19 protein-coding genes and 1 pseudogene are annotated in these 15,061 nt (G+C 56.3%); 10 read left to right on the forward strand and 10 right to left on the reverse strand.

All coding sequences use genetic code 11. From position 1 onward, the window contains the following. Window positions 1-3: 3 nt before the first annotated feature. From trxA to GS636_RS14150, 3 genes and pseudogenes are all read left to right on the forward strand, one after another. Window positions 4-342, forward strand: a pseudogene (gene trxA / locus GS636_RS14140) (thioredoxin); the annotation flags it as partial. Between the two features lie 74 nt (window positions 343-416). Beyond that, complete coding sequence (locus tag GS636_RS14145) at window positions 417-767, forward strand: Lin0512 family protein (RefSeq protein ID WP_171670011.1); 351 nt, start codon at window positions 417-419, stop codon at window positions 765-767. Further along, window positions 764-1,126, forward strand: coding sequence for a Lin0512 family protein (locus tag GS636_RS14150; protein ID WP_171184710.1), 363 nt, complete (start codon window positions 764-766; stop codon window positions 1,124-1,126). Before GS636_RS14145 ends, GS636_RS14150 begins: the two co-directional genes overlap by 4 nt. Window positions 1,127-1,187: 61 nt before the next feature. On the opposite strand, the gene GS636_RS14155 is transcribed toward GS636_RS14150, so the two are convergent. Then, window positions 1,188-1,382 (reverse strand): DUF1127 domain-containing protein, encoded by a 195-nt coding sequence (locus GS636_RS14155; protein WP_171092756.1) that lies wholly within the window; start codon window positions 1,380-1,382, stop codon window positions 1,188-1,190. A 197-nt stretch (window positions 1,383-1,579) separates the two neighbouring features. Here GS636_RS14155 and hslV point away from each other — a divergent pair, with 197 nt between their 5' ends. Further along, window positions 1,580-2,137: an ATP-dependent protease subunit HslV gene (gene hslV, locus GS636_RS14160; protein ID WP_171670014.1), complete on the forward strand. Its 558-nt coding sequence runs from the start codon at window positions 1,580-1,582 to the stop codon at window positions 2,135-2,137. Here hslV and GS636_RS14165 read toward each other — a convergent pair. Continuing rightward, window positions 2,129-3,370, reverse strand: a complete 1,242-nt coding sequence (locus tag GS636_RS14165) for an MFS transporter (protein WP_171105754.1) — start codon at window positions 3,368-3,370, stop codon at window positions 2,129-2,131. The genes hslV and GS636_RS14165 overlap by 9 nt on opposite strands. Before the next feature lie 209 nt (window positions 3,371-3,579). Beyond that, entirely contained in the window at window positions 3,580-3,981 is a 402-nt protein-coding gene (locus GS636_RS14170) for a DM13 domain-containing protein (protein WP_171092762.1), read from the reverse strand. A 198-nt stretch (window positions 3,982-4,179) separates the two neighbouring features. Here GS636_RS14170 and hslU point away from each other — a divergent pair, with 198 nt between their 5' ends. From hslU to GS636_RS14185, 3 genes are all read left to right on the forward strand, one after another. Then, the gene (gene hslU / locus GS636_RS14175) at window positions 4,180-5,487 is read left to right on the forward strand and encodes an ATP-dependent protease ATPase subunit HslU (protein ID WP_171092764.1); all 1,308 of its coding nucleotides are present in this window, start codon (window positions 4,180-4,182) and stop codon (window positions 5,485-5,487) included. Window positions 5,488-5,585: 98 nt separating this feature from the next. Then, on the forward strand, window positions 5,586-6,686 hold the full coding sequence (locus GS636_RS14180) for an alpha/beta fold hydrolase (RefSeq protein ID WP_171670016.1): 1,101 nt from the start codon (window positions 5,586-5,588) through the stop codon (window positions 6,684-6,686). Continuing rightward, the gene (locus GS636_RS14185; RefSeq protein WP_171670019.1) at window positions 6,683-7,903 is read left to right on the forward strand and encodes an MFS transporter; all 1,221 of its coding nucleotides are present in this window, start codon (window positions 6,683-6,685) and stop codon (window positions 7,901-7,903) included. The genes GS636_RS14180 and GS636_RS14185 overlap by 4 nt, the downstream gene beginning before the upstream one ends. Here GS636_RS14185 and GS636_RS14190 read toward each other — a convergent pair. The 3 genes from GS636_RS14190 to GS636_RS14200 are packed head-to-tail and all read right to left on the reverse strand — an operon-like array spanning window position 7,900 to window position 10,180. Next, the gene (locus GS636_RS14190; RefSeq protein ID WP_171670021.1) at window positions 7,900-8,487 is read right to left on the reverse strand and encodes a Smr/MutS family protein; all 588 of its coding nucleotides are present in this window, start codon (window positions 8,485-8,487) and stop codon (window positions 7,900-7,902) included. The two genes, GS636_RS14185 and GS636_RS14190, sit on opposite strands and share 4 nt — an antisense overlap. After that, the gene (locus GS636_RS14195) at window positions 8,487-9,524 is read right to left on the reverse strand and encodes a murein transglycosylase A (RefSeq protein WP_171670024.1); all 1,038 of its coding nucleotides are present in this window, start codon (window positions 9,522-9,524) and stop codon (window positions 8,487-8,489) included. Before GS636_RS14195 ends, GS636_RS14190 begins: the two co-directional genes overlap by 1 nt. Beyond that, window positions 9,521-10,180 (reverse strand): Tim44/TimA family putative adaptor protein, encoded by a 660-nt coding sequence (locus GS636_RS14200; RefSeq protein ID WP_171670026.1) that lies wholly within the window; start codon window positions 10,178-10,180, stop codon window positions 9,521-9,523. Before GS636_RS14200 ends, GS636_RS14195 begins: the two co-directional genes overlap by 4 nt. Before the next feature lie 108 nt (window positions 10,181-10,288). Between GS636_RS14200 and GS636_RS14205 the strand changes: the two genes are divergently transcribed. Both GS636_RS14205 and secB read left to right on the forward strand, forming a co-directional pair. After that, the gene (locus GS636_RS14205) at window positions 10,289-10,789 is read left to right on the forward strand and encodes an FxsA family protein (RefSeq protein ID WP_171092777.1); all 501 of its coding nucleotides are present in this window, start codon (window positions 10,289-10,291) and stop codon (window positions 10,787-10,789) included. Between the two features lie 54 nt (window positions 10,790-10,843). Further along, window positions 10,844-11,344 carry a protein-export chaperone SecB gene (gene secB / locus GS636_RS14210; protein ID WP_171092779.1) on the forward strand — a complete coding sequence of 167 codons (501 nt, stop codon included), beginning with the start codon at window positions 10,844-10,846 and terminating at the stop codon, window positions 11,342-11,344. Window positions 11,345-11,368: 24 nt separating this feature from the next. Here secB and dnaQ read toward each other — a convergent pair whose 3' ends face one another. The 4 genes from dnaQ to GS636_RS14230 are packed head-to-tail and all read right to left on the reverse strand — an operon-like array spanning window position 11,369 to window position 14,103. Further along, complete coding sequence (gene dnaQ, locus GS636_RS14215) at window positions 11,369-12,091, reverse strand: DNA polymerase III subunit epsilon (RefSeq protein WP_171670029.1); 723 nt, start codon at window positions 12,089-12,091, stop codon at window positions 11,369-11,371. Further along, window positions 12,084-12,677: a dephospho-CoA kinase gene (coaE, locus tag GS636_RS14220; protein WP_171670032.1), complete on the reverse strand. Its 594-nt coding sequence runs from the start codon at window positions 12,675-12,677 to the stop codon at window positions 12,084-12,086. Before coaE ends, dnaQ begins: the two co-directional genes overlap by 8 nt. Next, window positions 12,674-13,507, reverse strand: coding sequence for a shikimate dehydrogenase (locus tag GS636_RS14225; protein WP_171670034.1), 834 nt, complete (start codon window positions 13,505-13,507; stop codon window positions 12,674-12,676). The genes coaE and GS636_RS14225 overlap by 4 nt, the downstream gene beginning before the upstream one ends. Next, complete coding sequence (locus GS636_RS14230; protein WP_171670037.1) at window positions 13,504-14,103, reverse strand: nucleoside triphosphate pyrophosphatase; 600 nt, start codon at window positions 14,101-14,103, stop codon at window positions 13,504-13,506. Before GS636_RS14230 ends, GS636_RS14225 begins: the two co-directional genes overlap by 4 nt. Before the next feature lie 407 nt (window positions 14,104-14,510). On the opposite strand from GS636_RS14230, the gene GS636_RS14235 reads away from it, so the two are divergent. After that, a complete protein-coding gene (locus GS636_RS14235; protein ID WP_171670039.1) occupies window positions 14,511-14,960 on the forward strand; it encodes a CopD family protein in 450 nt (149 codons plus the stop codon). Window positions 14,961-15,061 lie beyond the last annotated feature (101 nt).

A 15,061-nucleotide genomic window follows, 5' to 3' on the forward strand; every position in this document is an offset into this window, starting at 1 on the left:
ACCCCATTCAGGAGACAGAATATGTCGACCGTAGCCGTTACCGACGACACCTTTGACGCCGAAGTCAAGAACTCGACCGTTCCCGTGGTCGTGGACTTCTGGGCAGAATGGTGCGGCCCCTGCAAGCAAATCGGCCCCGCACTGGAAGAGCTGGCCGCCGAGTATGGCGACAAGGTGAAAATCGCCAAAGTGGATGTGGACAGCAACCCGAACTCTGCCGCTGCGATGGGCGTACGCGGTATCCCCGCGCTGTTCATCTTCAAGGACGGTCAGGTTGTTTCCAACCGCGCAGGTGCAGCACCCAAGGCCGCGCTGCAAAGCTGGATCGACGAATCCATCTGATCTGGTCCTAGCAGAACGTTTCAAAGGCGCCTCAGATCGGGGCGCCTTTTTTGTTGCATATGTTGGAGAAACCAATGGCAAAAACGCAGGTTCTTGTTGAATTTGGGATGGGTACATCCCTGCGCCGAATGGACTATACCGAGGCGTCATTGCGGGCGATCAAGGATGCGCTGTGGCACAACTCGGTCAACATGGCCGAACTGTTCGGGTTTCCTAAAGAGGCAATGATCATCGATGCCGAAATCGGGGTGCAGAAACCAGATCAGGTGAACACTAACGCGCTGAAGGCAATCTTTCCTTATGGCCAGCCGAATATCACCGTCACCAAAGGTGGGCTGGATATCGAAAAGCCACATGGGGACAAGTGCACGGTCATCGCAAACGCTGCCCTGATCGTTTCCTTTGACATGGAGCCCGCGCAATGAGTGAAAAACGCATCATTCTGGAGATGGGAACGGGCAACGACCTATACGGTCAGGATTATACCAAAGCGGCGCGCCGCGCGGTGCAGGATGCGTTGCATCATTCATCAATCACACTGTTCTCCAAACTGGGCATTGATCATTCCCAAATGCGTGTCAGCGTGACCATTGGTGTCCAAAAGCCTGATCAGGTGGATTGTGATCTGGTTGCTGCCGATCTGCCGCGGGGCCGTGCCGAAGTACGCGCGGTCAAAGGCGGGCTGGACGTGATGGATAACGAGGCCGGCACTAAACACGTGGTTGCAACCGCAGCGGTCGAAGCATTCCTACCCGACCTGTCGGGGAAATACGTACAAAGCTGACAAAGAAAAAGCCGCTCGGGGTTCCGGGCGGCTGTTCCAATTCGGTAATCCAGACGAAGGATCAGATATTTGCGATGCTTTCGCGGGTCAGACCGATGTCTTCCAGCTGTGCGTCGCTGAGCTCCGACAGAAGGTTCCGTGTTTTACGTGCGTCGTTCCATTTCGCAACAGATTTGACGACGTTTGAGAACGCGTCCGCCACGTGCAGGATGGTAGCTGCTCCGAGCGGCGCATGAATGTTAGCTGTGGTTGCCATGTGCGCAGTCCTTAGATGTGAAACAGCCGACCCGTTGTCGGTTGTAAGCCTCATGTAATCCCGCGCGCTTGGACTCACAATTGCTGGTCTGGTAACCCCGGATTGCATTTTCTGCATATCTTTTGGGCACTTTAAGAACGGGTTGCGCCAACACCTTACCCGGCCCATATATACCGCCAGCGAAAACGGAGACGATCATGGCAGATAACGACTTTCCCGGTTGGCACGGCACGACGATCATTGGCGTCAAAAAGAACGGTCAGGTTGTCATAGCCGGTGATGGTCAGGTCAGCCTCGGTCAGACCGTGATCAAGGGAACGGCCCGCAAAGTGCGCCGTTTGTCGCCCGGCGGATTCGAGGTTGTGGCAGGTTTTGCCGGATCGACCGCAGATGCTTTCACACTGCTGGAACGTTTGGAAGCCAAGCTTGAGGCCACACCCGGCCAATTGGCGCGCGCCTCGGTCGAACTGGCCAAGGACTGGCGCACCGACAAATACCTGCAAAAGCTTGAGGCGATGCTGATCGTCACCGACGGCAAGGATCTGCTGGTCATCACCGGGGCAGGGGACGTGCTGGAGCCTGAGCACAACGTGGCGGCCATCGGATCGGGCGGAAACTTTGCACTGGCCGCGGCCCGCGCGATGATGGACAGCGACAAAGAAGCCGAGCAGGTCGCGCGCGAAGCCATGGCGATTGCCGCCGATATTTGCGTTTATACAAACGGCAATCTGACAGTTGAAACCATTTCAGGCTAACAGCGCCTTGATCTCTTTCCCTTTCCAGCGACGGTGCATTCCGATCAACCCGAAGATCGCGGCGATGACCACGATGTAGTAAGGCACGCGGATGTCGATGCTCATCAACCCGCCGCCGATCAGGGACATAATCCCACCCGCCAGACAGAAGACCGCCGTGGTCACGCCCATGACCCAGCCTTGGTCCGTCTCACTGACGCTGGACGAGAACAGGCCCAGCATGGTTGGATATGCGACACCGAACAGGAAGTAGAAGAAGAAGACCGGCACATAGCTGAGCACACCGCTGGGGCTGAAGGCAAAGGCCAGGCCGCAAATCACCATCACGATGAGAGACGTATAGATGATCTGGTGTTTGCTGAAACGTTCTTGTGCCGGCTTGACGAGGAAAGTGCTCGAGAACGCCAGCGCAAAGCCGATCACCACCATGGCCATGCTGCCACCGATCACACCGTATCCAAATGCGCTCGTCAGAAAGTTGTCGACGAAAACATAGAAAGTGACGTTGGCGATCATGAAGAATGCGTAAACCGGCAGGATTTTCAGAACCATCGGATGCCCACGCACGGCGATCAGGCTGTCGGTGATATCACGTGGGCGGAATACAAAGGGTTCGCGCTCGGTCCGGGTGTCCTTGAAGAAGGTTGTGACCAGGAAGATGGCAATCAGAACCAGAACAAATGCGCCGTAGAACGGGGTTTTCAGGGTTGCGTAACTGCCCAACAAGGCCGCGTCGGACAGGACCGCTCCGATAATCGGGCCGCCCACCAGACCAAAGCTGACGCCGGTCACGATATAGCCCATGTTGCGGTCGCGGTCGGCCGCATCGGTGCTGCCATCAATCATCGCCGCCTGCGCGATGGGCTGGTTGCCAGCCGTGAACCCGGTGATCGAGCGCCCGACGATCAGCAGCAACAGGCTATTCATGTAAAGCGCCGCGATGGTCAGTGCATAACCGACCAGTGCTCCACCCAGACAGACCAACAGCGCGTTCTTGCGCCCGATGGAATCCGAGACTTTGGAGACGTAAACGACCCCAAGAAACCAGGACAGGAAGAAACATCCAATCACGAGACCATAATAAAAGTGGCGTCGCCCCACTGGTGTGCTGTCTGGCAGGAACCCGGACTTGGTCTCCATGATGAGCGAGTTGATGATCGGAAAGACCAGCCCTTGCCCGATCAGGTCGACAAATACCACGAACAATAAGGTGATCTTGGCAATCTTGGTCATTAAAAACGCCCCCGGTTCCAATACCTTGAGGCGAGTGTAACAGACAGTTGCTCTGTTACCTAAAGCGTTTCGGGTTTTATCTGAATCAAACTGCGACGCGAAAGTCCCGAGAACGCCGGAAGCGTGGCAGGGTATTCACGTCGCAAGTTAAAGCCGAAGCGCGTTAAGGCTTGTCAGAGGCCGGGGGGGTCGGCCTCTGACCTGAGTGGTTACTTCAGCGATGCAACGCCCAGCGGCACACCGGCGACTTCGCACCAGATGTACACTTCGTTGTAACCCGACACATCCATGGTCGGCGGCACGGCATAAGATTGCTTGCCGGTTAGGTGCAGCAGTGCGCCCAGTTTGCTGTCGGGGGCATATTTGCCATCCTTACCAAATGCGACACGCGGGTCGGGGCCGTTGTCCAGCGAGAAGTCCTCGCCCAGTTCAACGATGTAACGGTCGCCATCCTTGACCAGTTTCACCGAACCGGTGGTGATGTGGTTCGAGCGACCCTCGAACGAGCCTTTCTTTTTGGCGCCGCCGGCCAGGGCAGTCGTGGTACCGGCCAGGGTGAGCGCTGCGCCCGTGGCAGCAGCTTTCACAAAAAGCGATCGACGAGTCATCATGATTTGATATCTCCATTGATAGATGCAGGCAGGTTTGCCCGTCGCAAAAACTATGCCGTACGTGCTGCACCCATGGCGATTCACATCGGCACGAATTTCCGTGTGCACCCCGTGAGTTGGCGTGAGTTTTCCGTGATCAGCTTGTGTTTTCCCGTCTTATGATTAGGTTCCGTTTCGAAACAACCGGATTGAATACACATGACCGACCTGACCCCGCGCGAGATTGTCTCGGAACTGGACCGCTTTATTATTGGCCAGAAGGATGCCAAACGAGCGGTGGCCGTTGCCTTGCGTAATCGTTGGCGGCGCAAACAGCTGGCCGATGACATTCGGGACGAAGTCTACCCCAAGAACATTCTGATGATCGGCCCGACCGGTGTCGGCAAGACCGAGATCAGCCGACGTCTGGCCAAACTGGCCCGTGCGCCCTTTATCAAGGTCGAGGCCACCAAGTTCACCGAGGTTGGTTATGTCGGTCGAGATGTCGAGCAAATCATTCGTGATCTGGCGGATGCAGCCATTGTCCAGACCCGCGAATACATGCGCGAGGATGTTAAGGCGCGCGCGCATCAGGCCGCCGAAGATCGTGTGATTGCCGCAATCGCAGGCGAAGACGCCCGCGAAGGCACGCGCGAGATGTTCCGTAAAAAACTAAAAGCCGGAGAACTGGACGACACGGTGATCGAGCTGGAGCTCTCCGACACTTCAAACCCGATGCCGATGTTCGACATTCCCGGGCAGCCGGGTAGTCAGATGGGCATGATGAATCTGGGTGACATTTTCGGCAAGGCGTTTGGCGGACGAACCGTTAAGAAACGCATGACGGTCGCTGAAAGCTATGACGCGCTGATCGGAGAAGAGGCCGACAAGCTGCTGGATGACGAAACCGTCAATCGGGTTGCCCTCGAGGCGGTCGAGCAAAACGGGATCGTTTTCCTTGATGAGATCGACAAAGTCTGCGCCCGTTCGGACGCGCGCGGTGGCGATGTCAGCCGCGAAGGGGTGCAGCGCGACCTGCTACCTCTGATCGAAGGCACCACCGTCAGCACCAAACACGGCCCGGTAAAAACCGACCATATCCTGTTCATCGCCTCAGGCGCGTTCCACATCGCCAAACCTTCGGACCTTCTGCCAGAACTGCAGGGCCGTCTGCCCATCCGCGTTGAACTGCGTGCGCTCACCGAAGAGGACTTCGTGCGCATTCTAACCGAAACCGACAACGCCCTGACCAGACAGTACACCGCCCTGATGGGGACCGAAGAGGTCACGGTCAGCTTTACTGAAGACGGCATTGCCGCACTGGCTAGGATTGCTGCAGACGTGAACCAGAGCGTTGAAAATATCGGCGCGCGCCGGCTTTACACGGTGATGGAGCGGGTGTTCGAAGACCTCTCATTTGCTGCACCGGATAAGGCCGGAACGGAGATCACTGTCGATGCGCAATTCGTCAGTGACAATCTTGGTGAATTGACCAAGTCCGCAGACCTGAGCCGTTACGTTTTGTAACAGGGCCAGCCGTTTTTTGCCGCTCTTTCAGACGTTCGACGCTGGACGCGGAGTGAGAATAAGATAGCGTAAGCACGATTCAACCCGAGGGCTGGCACGTGCTGCGCTATTTCATCGTTTTACTCTTGTTCCTTTCGCTGAGCGCCTGTGTTGATCGGACTGTGTCCGAAATTGTTCCATCGGCTGTGACTGTTGGTACACCTGAAACGATTTTTGCCAGTACGACCCGAGCGCGCGAAGTCGATGGATCTTATGGGTTCCGGCGTGGCGAGTCGCTCCAGTTTCTGGAAACGACGGTTTCAATTCCGCCAACACATACTCCGGGTACGCTCAAATTCTCGTATGCAAACCCCAACCCGCAGAAAGAATTCGTACTGACAGGCGTGACTGAGTTGGACGGCCCGCGAGGTCTGCGCGAACACCTGCGCGGTCAGGATGACGTTACGATTTTTGTACACGGCTATAACTCGACTCAGACCGAAACCATCTTCCGCGCCGCTCAGCTGACCCATGACATTGGTCTTCCGGGATCTACGCTGGTGTATTCATGGCCAAGCCGAGCAACCGGCTATGGGTATGCCTATGACCTGGACAGCATGCTGTTCGCCCGCGACGGGCTAGAGCAGACCATCCGCGAACTCAAGGCCATGGGCGTAAAGCGCGTTATTCTGGTTGCACATTCCATGGGCGGCGCCTTGTCGATGGAAATGATGCGACAAGCTGAGCTGCAGGAACCCGGGTGGGCGAAAAGAAACCTCGAAGGTGTCGTGCTGATCTCACCGGATCTGGATCTGGATCTGTTTCGCTCGCAAATGAAACGCATCGACAATCCACCCGACCCGTTTCTTGTTATGGTATCCCAAAAGGACAAAATCCTGAATATCTCGGCTCGTCTGCGCGGCACGGATGAGGGTGAAAGGCTTGGAAACATCAGCTCGATCGCCTCGCTTGAAGAATTCCCGATCAGCGTAATCGATACCACCGCATTCAACAGCGATGCAGCGTCCTCGCATTTCGTCGCCGCAACCTCTCCTGCACTGCTGTCGATCCTCAGCTCGTTGCGGCGCATCAACAGCACGTTCGGGCGCGAAGATCGGCAGGCCATCGATATTCTCGTGCCGCCCAGCGAACGCAATCCCGATGGCGCCACTGAAATTGTATTGACCGAAACCGGACAGGCCGAGGTGACCACACCGTGACGCAGTTTAATCTGCGTCGGTTTCTAACTGACAATGCGGCGTGGTTGGGAGCCGGAGTCCTGCTGACCTTCCTGTCCAGTTTTGGGCAGACCTTCTTTATCTCGGTCTTTGCCGGTGAAATTCGCACTGCTTACGGCCTCAGCCACGGGGCCTGGGGTGGGTTGTATTCTCTGGGCACGCTCGTAGCAGCACTGGTGATGATCTGGGCGGGCGGGCTGACAGATGTTTTCCGCGTCCGAATGTTGGGACCTGTGGTTCTGGCCGGGTTGGCGTTGGCGGCACTGGCCATGTCGCTGAACAGCTGGGTATTGCTGCTGCCCGCGGTGATCTTTCTTTTGCGCCTGTTTGGGCAAGGCATGAGCACCCATCTTGCGATGGTTGCAATGGCCCGTTGGTTCACCGCAACACGGGGCAAGGCCTTGTCCATTGCCTCGGTCGGATACGCGATCGGAGAGGCGCTGCTGCCGCTGGCATTTGTCACCGCCATGGTGTTTCTGGACTGGCGGTGGCTGTGGGGGCTTGCAGCCATTATCGTTTTGCTGGGTATTCCAATTCTGATGCGCCTTCTCAGGGAAGAACGCACACCGCAAAGCCTTGCCAGCGAGTATTCAGCCACCGGTATGCAAGGCCGTCACTGGACTCGGAGTGATGCGCTAAAACACCCGTTGTTCTGGTTTATGGCACCCGCTGTCCTTGGGCCTTCGGCTTTTGTCACGGCCTTCTTTTTTCATCAGGTCCATTTGGCCGTAGTGAAAGGATGGGCTCACATCCAATTGGTCGCCTTGTTTCCCGTTTACACCGGGGTATCGCTGCTTTCGATGTTTGCGGCCGGCTGGGCGTTGGACAAATGGGGCACAGCACGGATGATGCCTTATTACCAGCTGCCGATTGCGCTGGGTTTTGTGACTCTTGCCCTGACGACCTCGATTGCCGGGGCGACGCTTGGGCTGGTTCTTCTGGCGCTCACCGCCGGGGCAAACAGCACGTTACCTAGCGCCTTCTGGGCCGAGTTCTACGGCACCCGACACATCGGTGCGATCAAAGCGATGGCAACAGCGGTCATGGTTCTGGGTTCGGCGATCGGTCCGGGTCTGACCGGAGTGCTGATCGATTGGGGCGTTTCGTTGGATACTCAGTTCCTGTGGACCGGAGGATTTTTTGTTCTGGTCTGCACGCTGGTCCGTGTTGGTGTCACCCGTGCGGCACGATCCCTTTAGCGAAGACGCCGCAAGTAAACGTAATAAGCTCCATCCCCACCATGGCTTATGTGGGCGGGCGTAACCTGCATCACCGCCTGTGCCAGTGGCGGTATGGTCAGCCAATGCGGCACCTGATTGCGGAGTACTCCGCGTGGGGTCGGAATCGGGCCCGGTTCGTCCCGATCCTTTCCTTTGCCGGTCACAACCAGAACCAACCGTTTGCCTTGGGCTTGCGCAGTCAGGACAAAACGGATCAGCGCGGGGTGCGCCGTGTCGACCCGCATACCGTGCAAGTCCAGCTTGCTTTCCGGTTTGAGCTTACCGCGCTTCATTCGGCCAAAGGCTTTGTTGTCCATCTGAACCGGCGTTCTGCGCAGCGCATCTGTGACCGATGGCTTCAAATCATTTGACTTTGGTTTTGTCTGATGAGTCTCACCAATTTCAAACGCTTCGAACCGAGGTCTCGGCGTTTTTTTCGGCTTGGGTTTCGGCAAGGAGGTCGGATGGACCGTCTGTGGAATTTCCGGATGCATCCGTTCGGCTTGTTTGGCGACCTTGCGCCACAGCTCGATCTCTTCTGTCGTCAGTTTGCGCCGGGTCATCAGAACTCATCCGGCAGCAGGGCATAAGCCCGCTGTATCGGCAACAAAACGATCATCCGACCCGGATCTTTTAACCTGCCGGCGGCTTGCCCGGCCTCGTCACCCGTTCCGAAAAAGATGTCTGCCCGCTGGGCACCCTTGATGGCGGCCCCTGTGTCTTGCGCGATCATCAGACGACGCAATGGATTTTTGCCGTCCTTCTCAACCCAGACCGGCGCCCCCAATGGCGTATAGGCCGGATCCGCCGCAATGCTGCGCATCGTTGTAATCGATCGGTTCATTGCCCCCAATGGCCCAAGTTCGGGCGCAACGCGCGAGACTTCACGAAAGAACACATAGGAAGGATTGTGGAACAGCAGCTCGGCACCGGCCTCAGGGTTCTTGCGCACCCACGCCCGGATCATCTGAGCACTGACCTCATGCGCACCTAAAATCCCACGCCGAACCAGTTCGACACCGATGGATCTGTACGGATGACCGTTTGCGCCCCCGTATCCCACACGCAAGGCACCACCATCGGGCAGCCGTACACGCCCCGAACCCTGAATTTGCAGAAAAAACAGCTCGACCGGGTCATCGACCCAGGCAATTTCAAGCCCGCGCCCCTGCATCACATCACCACTCAGGATTTCCCGACGGCTGAGCCATGGCCCGTTTCGCGCTTCGGGGGGCATCTTGTAAATGGGGTACTTGAAACGATCAGTCCGGCTGCGCGCACCATCAAGCTCTGGCTCAAAATACCCCGTGAACAGGGCGTCTTTGCCATCCTCGACCAACACGGGGCGAAAAAAGAGTTCAAAAAACGCTCGCGCAGCATCCGCTTCATATGTCCCGGCAACTCCGCATAATGCACCCCAGTCCGGGTCCTTCAGATCGCCACAAGTATTCAGAAAAACGGAAAGGGCCGCGCCGTGGTCATCTTCGGCCCAGCCCTGAAGATCGTCAAACGACAGAATGGATCGCGTTGCCTCGGCTCCGGCAGCGCTGGCGGCGGTCATTGCACCCACCAGAAAAAGCGACCGGAGCGTAGCAATCATGCGTCCGTGGCAACAAGCAGCCAGTTCGGATCGTCCTTGCCCATCACACGGGCAAAGGTCCAGCTGTCCTTTTGGCGTTTCACGGTGTTGGGGTTGCCCTCGACAATATCACCGCCGCGATCCCGCACGACCGAGGTCAGTTCACCCACGAATTTCATGGTGATCTCGGCCTCATTGGTGTCTTTGTCGAATTTGACATCCGACAGGGTGGTTTCCCGCACGCCGATGAACTCGGCCTCGATGGTCAGGCCCTGATCTTCGCGGGCAGCGACGACCGAGACGAATGTTTCAAATACCTCTTCCGACAGGAACGGCTGGATCTCGTCGAGATTGCCTTTTTCGAACCCCATCACAATCATTTCATAGGCACCGCGTGCGCCCTGAACAAATTCATTGACGGAAAAGGCGGGCTCAACCCGTTTCATCGCGGCCAGGGTTTGCGCCTGTTCGCTGTCTTCAGCGACATGGTCAGTGATGTCATGATCCGGGCCGCCTTCGATTACCTCGAAATCGCGACGCGATTTATGCGCTTCAGGCTGTTGCTGCAAAGGTGGTTTCTCAAAACCTTCACGCGTACCCAACACGCTTTTGAGGCGCAGGATCAGGAAAACGGCAACTCCGGCCAGGACCAGTAGCTGGATCATGGGTTCGTTCATTTCATCCTCTTTTCAGAACCGCGACTTTGTATACGCGGCCTCATGCTACTATGTAGGTGAGCGTGGGTGGCAAGTCCACAGCCCGGCCTTAGGGAAAGGATAACGCAAATGTATCTGTTCTTGGCATTTTTGTTGGTGCCTATCATCGAGATCGCGCTGTTTATTCAGGTGGGTGGTCTGATTGGACTTTGGCCAACCCTTGCCATTGTTGTACTGACCGCCGTTCTGGGCACGGTTCTGGTGCGGACACAAGGTCGCATGGCATTGGTAAATTTGCAGCGATCGTTCGCTGAACTGGACGACCCGACCGAACCTTTGGCCCATGGTGCTATGATCCTTTTGTCCGGCGCATTGCTGCTGACACCGGGTTTTTTCACCGATGCCATAGGATTTGCCTTGCTGGTACCGGGCGTTCGTGTCGCTGTTTTCCGCTACCTGAAGTCGAAAGTCACCGTGGCACAGTTTCAGATGGGACCGGGCACAGGATTTCAATCGCGACAAAACCCTTTCGAGCAGGGGGACATTATTGACGGTGAATTCAGCGAAGTTCGCCCGAAAAAAGACCCTTCTAAGCCGTCGAAATGGGTGGAAGGGCCCCACCAGCATTGAGGTGCCGCGCCCAACTTGCTAAGCAGTGGCGAAATTTAATTTTGGAGTAGATCCATGGCCGAAGAAAACGCTGCAGAAAACACTGCGGCCCAAGCCGCCCCGCAGGTTCAAATGCGGGTTCTGGGGCAGTTCATCCGTGACATGTCTTTTGAAAACGTGATGGCGCAAAAGGGTGTGTCAGGCGACGTGCAGCCGGAAATCGCTGTTCAGGTGAACCTGGACGCGAAAAAGCGCAGCGCTGAACATCAGTTTGAAGTGTCCATCAAGCTGAACCTGACATCCAAAGCCAAAGGCATGGATGATGTGCTGTTCCTGTGCGAACTGGACTATTGCGGGCTGTTCCACGTGGAAGGCGTGCCAGAAGATCAGATGCACCCGTTCCTGATGATCGAGTGCCCGCGGATGCTGTTCCCGTTCCTGCGCCGCATCGTCAGCGACATCACCCGTGATGGCGGCTTCCCGCCGGTGAACCTGGACAATATCGATTTCGTGGCGCTGTATCGCAACGAATTGATGCGTCGTCAGGCCGCTCAGGCCGAAAAGACCGACGCCTAAGGCTTTGACCCGCGCCTGACCGGATCAGGCGCGGGTCCACAGGGCGCTTTCGCCCAACTTCTCCACAAACGCTTCATGTGCTGCGCGTTCATCTTCGGTGATCCGGGATGGCAATGCTGCGCTACGCGGTGTTGGTCGCCAGTCTTCACCGCCACCGGATGCGGATGATGCGGACGTGGACAGGCCAAAATCAGGCTGTCGCCCTCCGATCAGCTCAAGATAAACCTCGGCCAGTATTTCAGAGTCGAGCAAAGCGCCGTGCAGAACACGGTTCGAGTTGTCGATGTTAAATCGACGGCACAGCGCATCCAAAGATGCTGGGGATCCGGGAAACCGTTTGCGGGCGATTGCCAGCGTATCCAGCGCTTGTTCCATCGGGATCAACGGCGCGCCCATCCATTTCAGTTCCGCGTTCAGGAATTTCATGTCGAACGACGCGTTGTGGATCACCAACCGCGCATCCCCAACAAATTCACGAAACCCGTAACCCACCTTGGCAAACACCGGTTTGTCTTTCAGCGTTACCTCACCCTTTTCCGGTGGACGCGGGTTTTCCAACAGGTCCGGGCCGATGCCATGCACGCCAAACGCCTCATCCGGCATACCGCGTTCAGGGTTGATATAGACGTGATAGGTTTCACCCGTCGCGACGTGGTTCCACAGTTCAACGGCACCAATCTCAACAATCCGGTCCCCGCTTTCGGGATCGAACCCGGTGGTTTCGGTATCGAGTACGATCTCACGCATCTTTCATTCCCGCCCGTATCTGCCTGACCACATCCTGCACCTGCTGACGGGCATGGTCCAGCGTGTCTGTTACGATTACAAAATCGGACCGCGCGCATTTCTCTGCATTCGGCATCTGCTTGGCGCGGATCTGTTCGAACTGCGCCTCGGACATTGTTCCCCGTTCCATAACACGGCGCTTTTGTTCGTCAGCCGGGATCGAAACGCAGGCGACGGCGTCCATGGCTGCATCTCCGCCCGTTTCGAAAAGAAGAGGTATGTCGAACACCAAAATGTCGCTTGTTGTGTTTTCACGAAATTCTGCGCGATCTTTCGCGACCAGAGGATGCACAATCGCTTCGATTGCTTTCAACGCTTCGGGGTCGGCAGCAATGATCCGCTTTAACGCGTCTCGGCTTACAGCTCTATCGACAATAGCGGCAGGGAAAACTGCACGCATAGGTTCAACCGCTGCGCCCCCGGGCGCATACAACCGATGCACAGCCGCGTCAGCATCCCACAAAGCACAACCTTCCTCGACAAACATCTGTGCTGTGGTGCTTTTCCCCATGCCGATAGAACCGGTCAGGCCAAGGGCAAAACTCATGCCAAAGCCGCCGCGCGCGTCTCTGCATCCACTTCGGGACGCACGCCAAACCACCGCTCAAACCCCGGAACCGCCTGATGCAGCAACATGCCCAAACCATCAACCGTCGTGCATCCTGCTTCTTCCGCGGTTTTCAGAAGGTTTGTCTTTAACGGGGCATAAACCAGATCCGTGACAACGGCGCCGGGCTGCAACCCATCCAGAGGAACCCGCAATTCCGGCTGGCCCCGCATCCCCAATGAGGTTGTGTTGACCACCAGTTCCGCGTTTTCGATGACGTTTCCGGCCTGAACCCAATCTACAACGCGGATTCGTTGACCAAATTCCTCTTTCAGATGATCCGCCCGGGCGCGCGTTCGATTGGTCAACAGGATTTCCGGCACACCTGCATCAGACAGCGCATGCAGAACGGCGCGAGCTGCCCCGCCGGCCCCGAACACTACGGCCGGGCCGTCTTTGGCATTCCAGTCCAGCGCGCCGCTGCGCAGGTTTTCCATGAACCCGTACCCATCTGTGTTATCTGCATGGATCGAGCCATCTTCGCGGAACACCAGTGTATTCGCAGCGCCGATCACCGTTGCGCGGTCGGATACGTGATCCGCAATCTTCAACGCTGCTTCCTTGTGGGGAACAGTCACATTGGCCCCGACAAAACCTGCTTTGGGCAGCGTACGTAGCACGGTTTCCAGGTCGGCAGGGGCAACATCCATTGGGATATAATGCCCGGCAAGGCCATACGTCTTCAGCCAATGGCCATGCAGTTTGGGGGAACGCGAATGCCCAATGGGATGTCCGATCACCCCGGCCAGTGGAACCCGGTAGTCCGTCATTGATCGATCACCCCTTTGACAGCCAAAAAGTTGAGAAGCTCCAACAGGGGCATACCCAAAACGTTAAAATAGTCGCCGTCAATGGTGGCGAACAGCCGGACACCTTCTTCTTCCAGCTTATATGCTCCAACGGCATGGCGGATACTGTCCCAGTTCCGTGAAACATAATCCTTCAAATAGGCATCAGAGCTGGCCCGCATCCGCAACCGTACCTGTCCTACATGCCGCCAAATCGGTTCGCCGTCCTGATAGATCACGGCCGCAGACAAAAGCATGTGCCGTTTGCCGCGCATCTCTTTTAGCTGAGCGACTGCCTGTTCCGGGGTCTCAGGTTTTGACAGCAACTGACCGTCAAAATCCAGAACCTGATCACACCCCAGCACCATAGCGCCAGGGTTTTTGTCACTGACCCTGCGCGCTTTCATTTCAGCAAGCGTGTCGGCAATATCCCGTGGTGACGCATTTTCAGCCAGCAAGGCGCGCTTGGCTGTGTCTTCATCCACGCGCGCGGTTTGAACGGTGAATGGTACACCTGCATTCTCAAGCAGCTGCGCCCGTATCGCAGATCCCGATGCCAGAAGAATGGGGACAGACATGTGGAAAACCCCGTGTGCAAGTCGATGAGAGTTCTGGGGTGCTTTGTATGGTTTTCCGGTTGACACGCAACCCCGGGAAAATCGTGTCAAAGATCCCCGAGTCGCTCAAATCCCATCCAACCGGGACAAGGATAAGTCTGATCACCGGGATAACTGAACCATCCCAAGATAGCCAAAGATTTATCCCCAGATCATCAGCCTGTTGTTCTGGGATAGTACATTGTTTTTAAATATAAAAAAGATAACTTCAACAGAATCATCGGAAAGTGAGATTGTTCTGTCCACCTTGGGGAAAACACATGGGTAAAACAGTAATCCACGGTTTTTGAACGCCCTACAAAACCATCTTCCTTTTTCTTTTCTTATTTTTTTATTAGGGAGAGTTCCGAACAACGCTCGGAGCCAAAATGACTGATCTTCTTTTCACGCTGTACCCGTGGGTGAAGTCACTTCATATCATGGCCGTAATCTCGTGGATGGCAGGTCTGTTCTATCTACCACGCTTGTTCGTCTATCACGTTGAGAAAGCTCAGGCTGTCGACGGGGCACAAGAAATTTTCTTTGAAATGGAAGAAAAGCTGCTGCGTGTGATTATGCGCCCTGCGATGATCGTGGCGTGGGTGTGTGGCCTGATCATGGTGTTCACACCGGGCATTGTTGGATGGGATTGGTCCTGGCCTTGGGTCAAAGGCGCGGCCGTGATCGGCATGACCTGGTTCCATCACTGGCTGATGGCCCGGCGCAAGGATTTCCTGGAAGGCCGAAATAAGCTCACTGGGCGGCAGTATCGCATGATGAACGAGGTTCCGACCGTTTTGATGGTTATCATCGTTCTGGCGGTCATTCTGAAGTTCTGAAGGCCCGTTTGACTCTGAAAGCTGTCGCGCTTATGTAGGGATCAACACGCCCGTCCGGGCGGCGTATCTTCCGTACTGAAATTCCACTTCGTGCCGCGCTG

Source organism: Ruegeria sp. HKCCD4884 (assembly GCF_013110855.1).
Classification (GTDB): Bacteria; Pseudomonadota; Alphaproteobacteria; order Rhodobacterales; family Rhodobacteraceae; genus Ruegeria.

Excerpts from the sequence above, each read along its gene's own strand:
- GS636_RS14150 (WP_171184710.1), top strand. The coding sequence starts at position 764 with ATGAGTGAAAAACGCATCATTCTGGAGATGGGAACGGGCAACGACCTA.
- dnaQ (WP_171670029.1), bottom strand. The coding sequence starts at position 12,091 with ATGCGTGAGATCGTACTCGATACCGAAACCACCGGGTTCGATCCCGAA.
- GS636_RS14190 (WP_171670021.1), bottom strand. The coding sequence starts at position 8,487 with ATGACCCGGCGCAAACTGACGACAGAAGAGATCGAGCTGTGGCGCAAG.
- GS636_RS14200 (WP_171670026.1), bottom strand. The coding sequence starts at position 10,180 with ATGAACGAACCCATGATCCAGCTACTGGTCCTGGCCGGAGTTGCCGTT.
- coaE (WP_171670032.1), bottom strand. The coding sequence starts at position 12,677 with ATGAGTTTTGCCCTTGGCCTGACCGGTTCTATCGGCATGGGGAAAAGC.
- hslU (WP_171092764.1), top strand. The coding sequence starts at position 4,180 with ATGACCGACCTGACCCCGCGCGAGATTGTCTCGGAACTGGACCGCTTT.
- GS636_RS14205 (WP_171092777.1), top strand. The coding sequence starts at position 10,289 with ATGTATCTGTTCTTGGCATTTTTGTTGGTGCCTATCATCGAGATCGCG.
- GS636_RS14195 (WP_171670024.1), bottom strand. The coding sequence starts at position 9,524 with ATGATTGCTACGCTCCGGTCGCTTTTTCTGGTGGGTGCAATGACCGCC.
- GS636_RS14230 (WP_171670037.1), bottom strand. The coding sequence starts at position 14,103 with ATGTCTGTCCCCATTCTTCTGGCATCGGGATCTGCGATACGGGCGCAG.
- GS636_RS14155 (WP_171092756.1), bottom strand. The coding sequence starts at position 1,382 with ATGGCAACCACAGCTAACATTCATGCGCCGCTCGGAGCAGCTACCATC.
- GS636_RS14145 (WP_171670011.1), top strand. The coding sequence starts at position 417 with ATGGCAAAAACGCAGGTTCTTGTTGAATTTGGGATGGGTACATCCCTG.
- GS636_RS14225 (WP_171670034.1), bottom strand. The coding sequence starts at position 13,507 with ATGACGGACTACCGGGTTCCACTGGCCGGGGTGATCGGACATCCCATT.
- GS636_RS14165 (WP_171105754.1), bottom strand. The coding sequence starts at position 3,370 with ATGACCAAGATTGCCAAGATCACCTTATTGTTCGTGGTATTTGTCGAC.
- GS636_RS14170 (WP_171092762.1), bottom strand. The coding sequence starts at position 3,981 with ATGATGACTCGTCGATCGCTTTTTGTGAAAGCTGCTGCCACGGGCGCA.
- hslV (WP_171670014.1), top strand. The coding sequence starts at position 1,580 with ATGGCAGATAACGACTTTCCCGGTTGGCACGGCACGACGATCATTGGC.
- GS636_RS14235 (WP_171670039.1), top strand. The coding sequence starts at position 14,511 with ATGACTGATCTTCTTTTCACGCTGTACCCGTGGGTGAAGTCACTTCAT.
- secB (WP_171092779.1), top strand. The coding sequence starts at position 10,844 with ATGGCCGAAGAAAACGCTGCAGAAAACACTGCGGCCCAAGCCGCCCCG.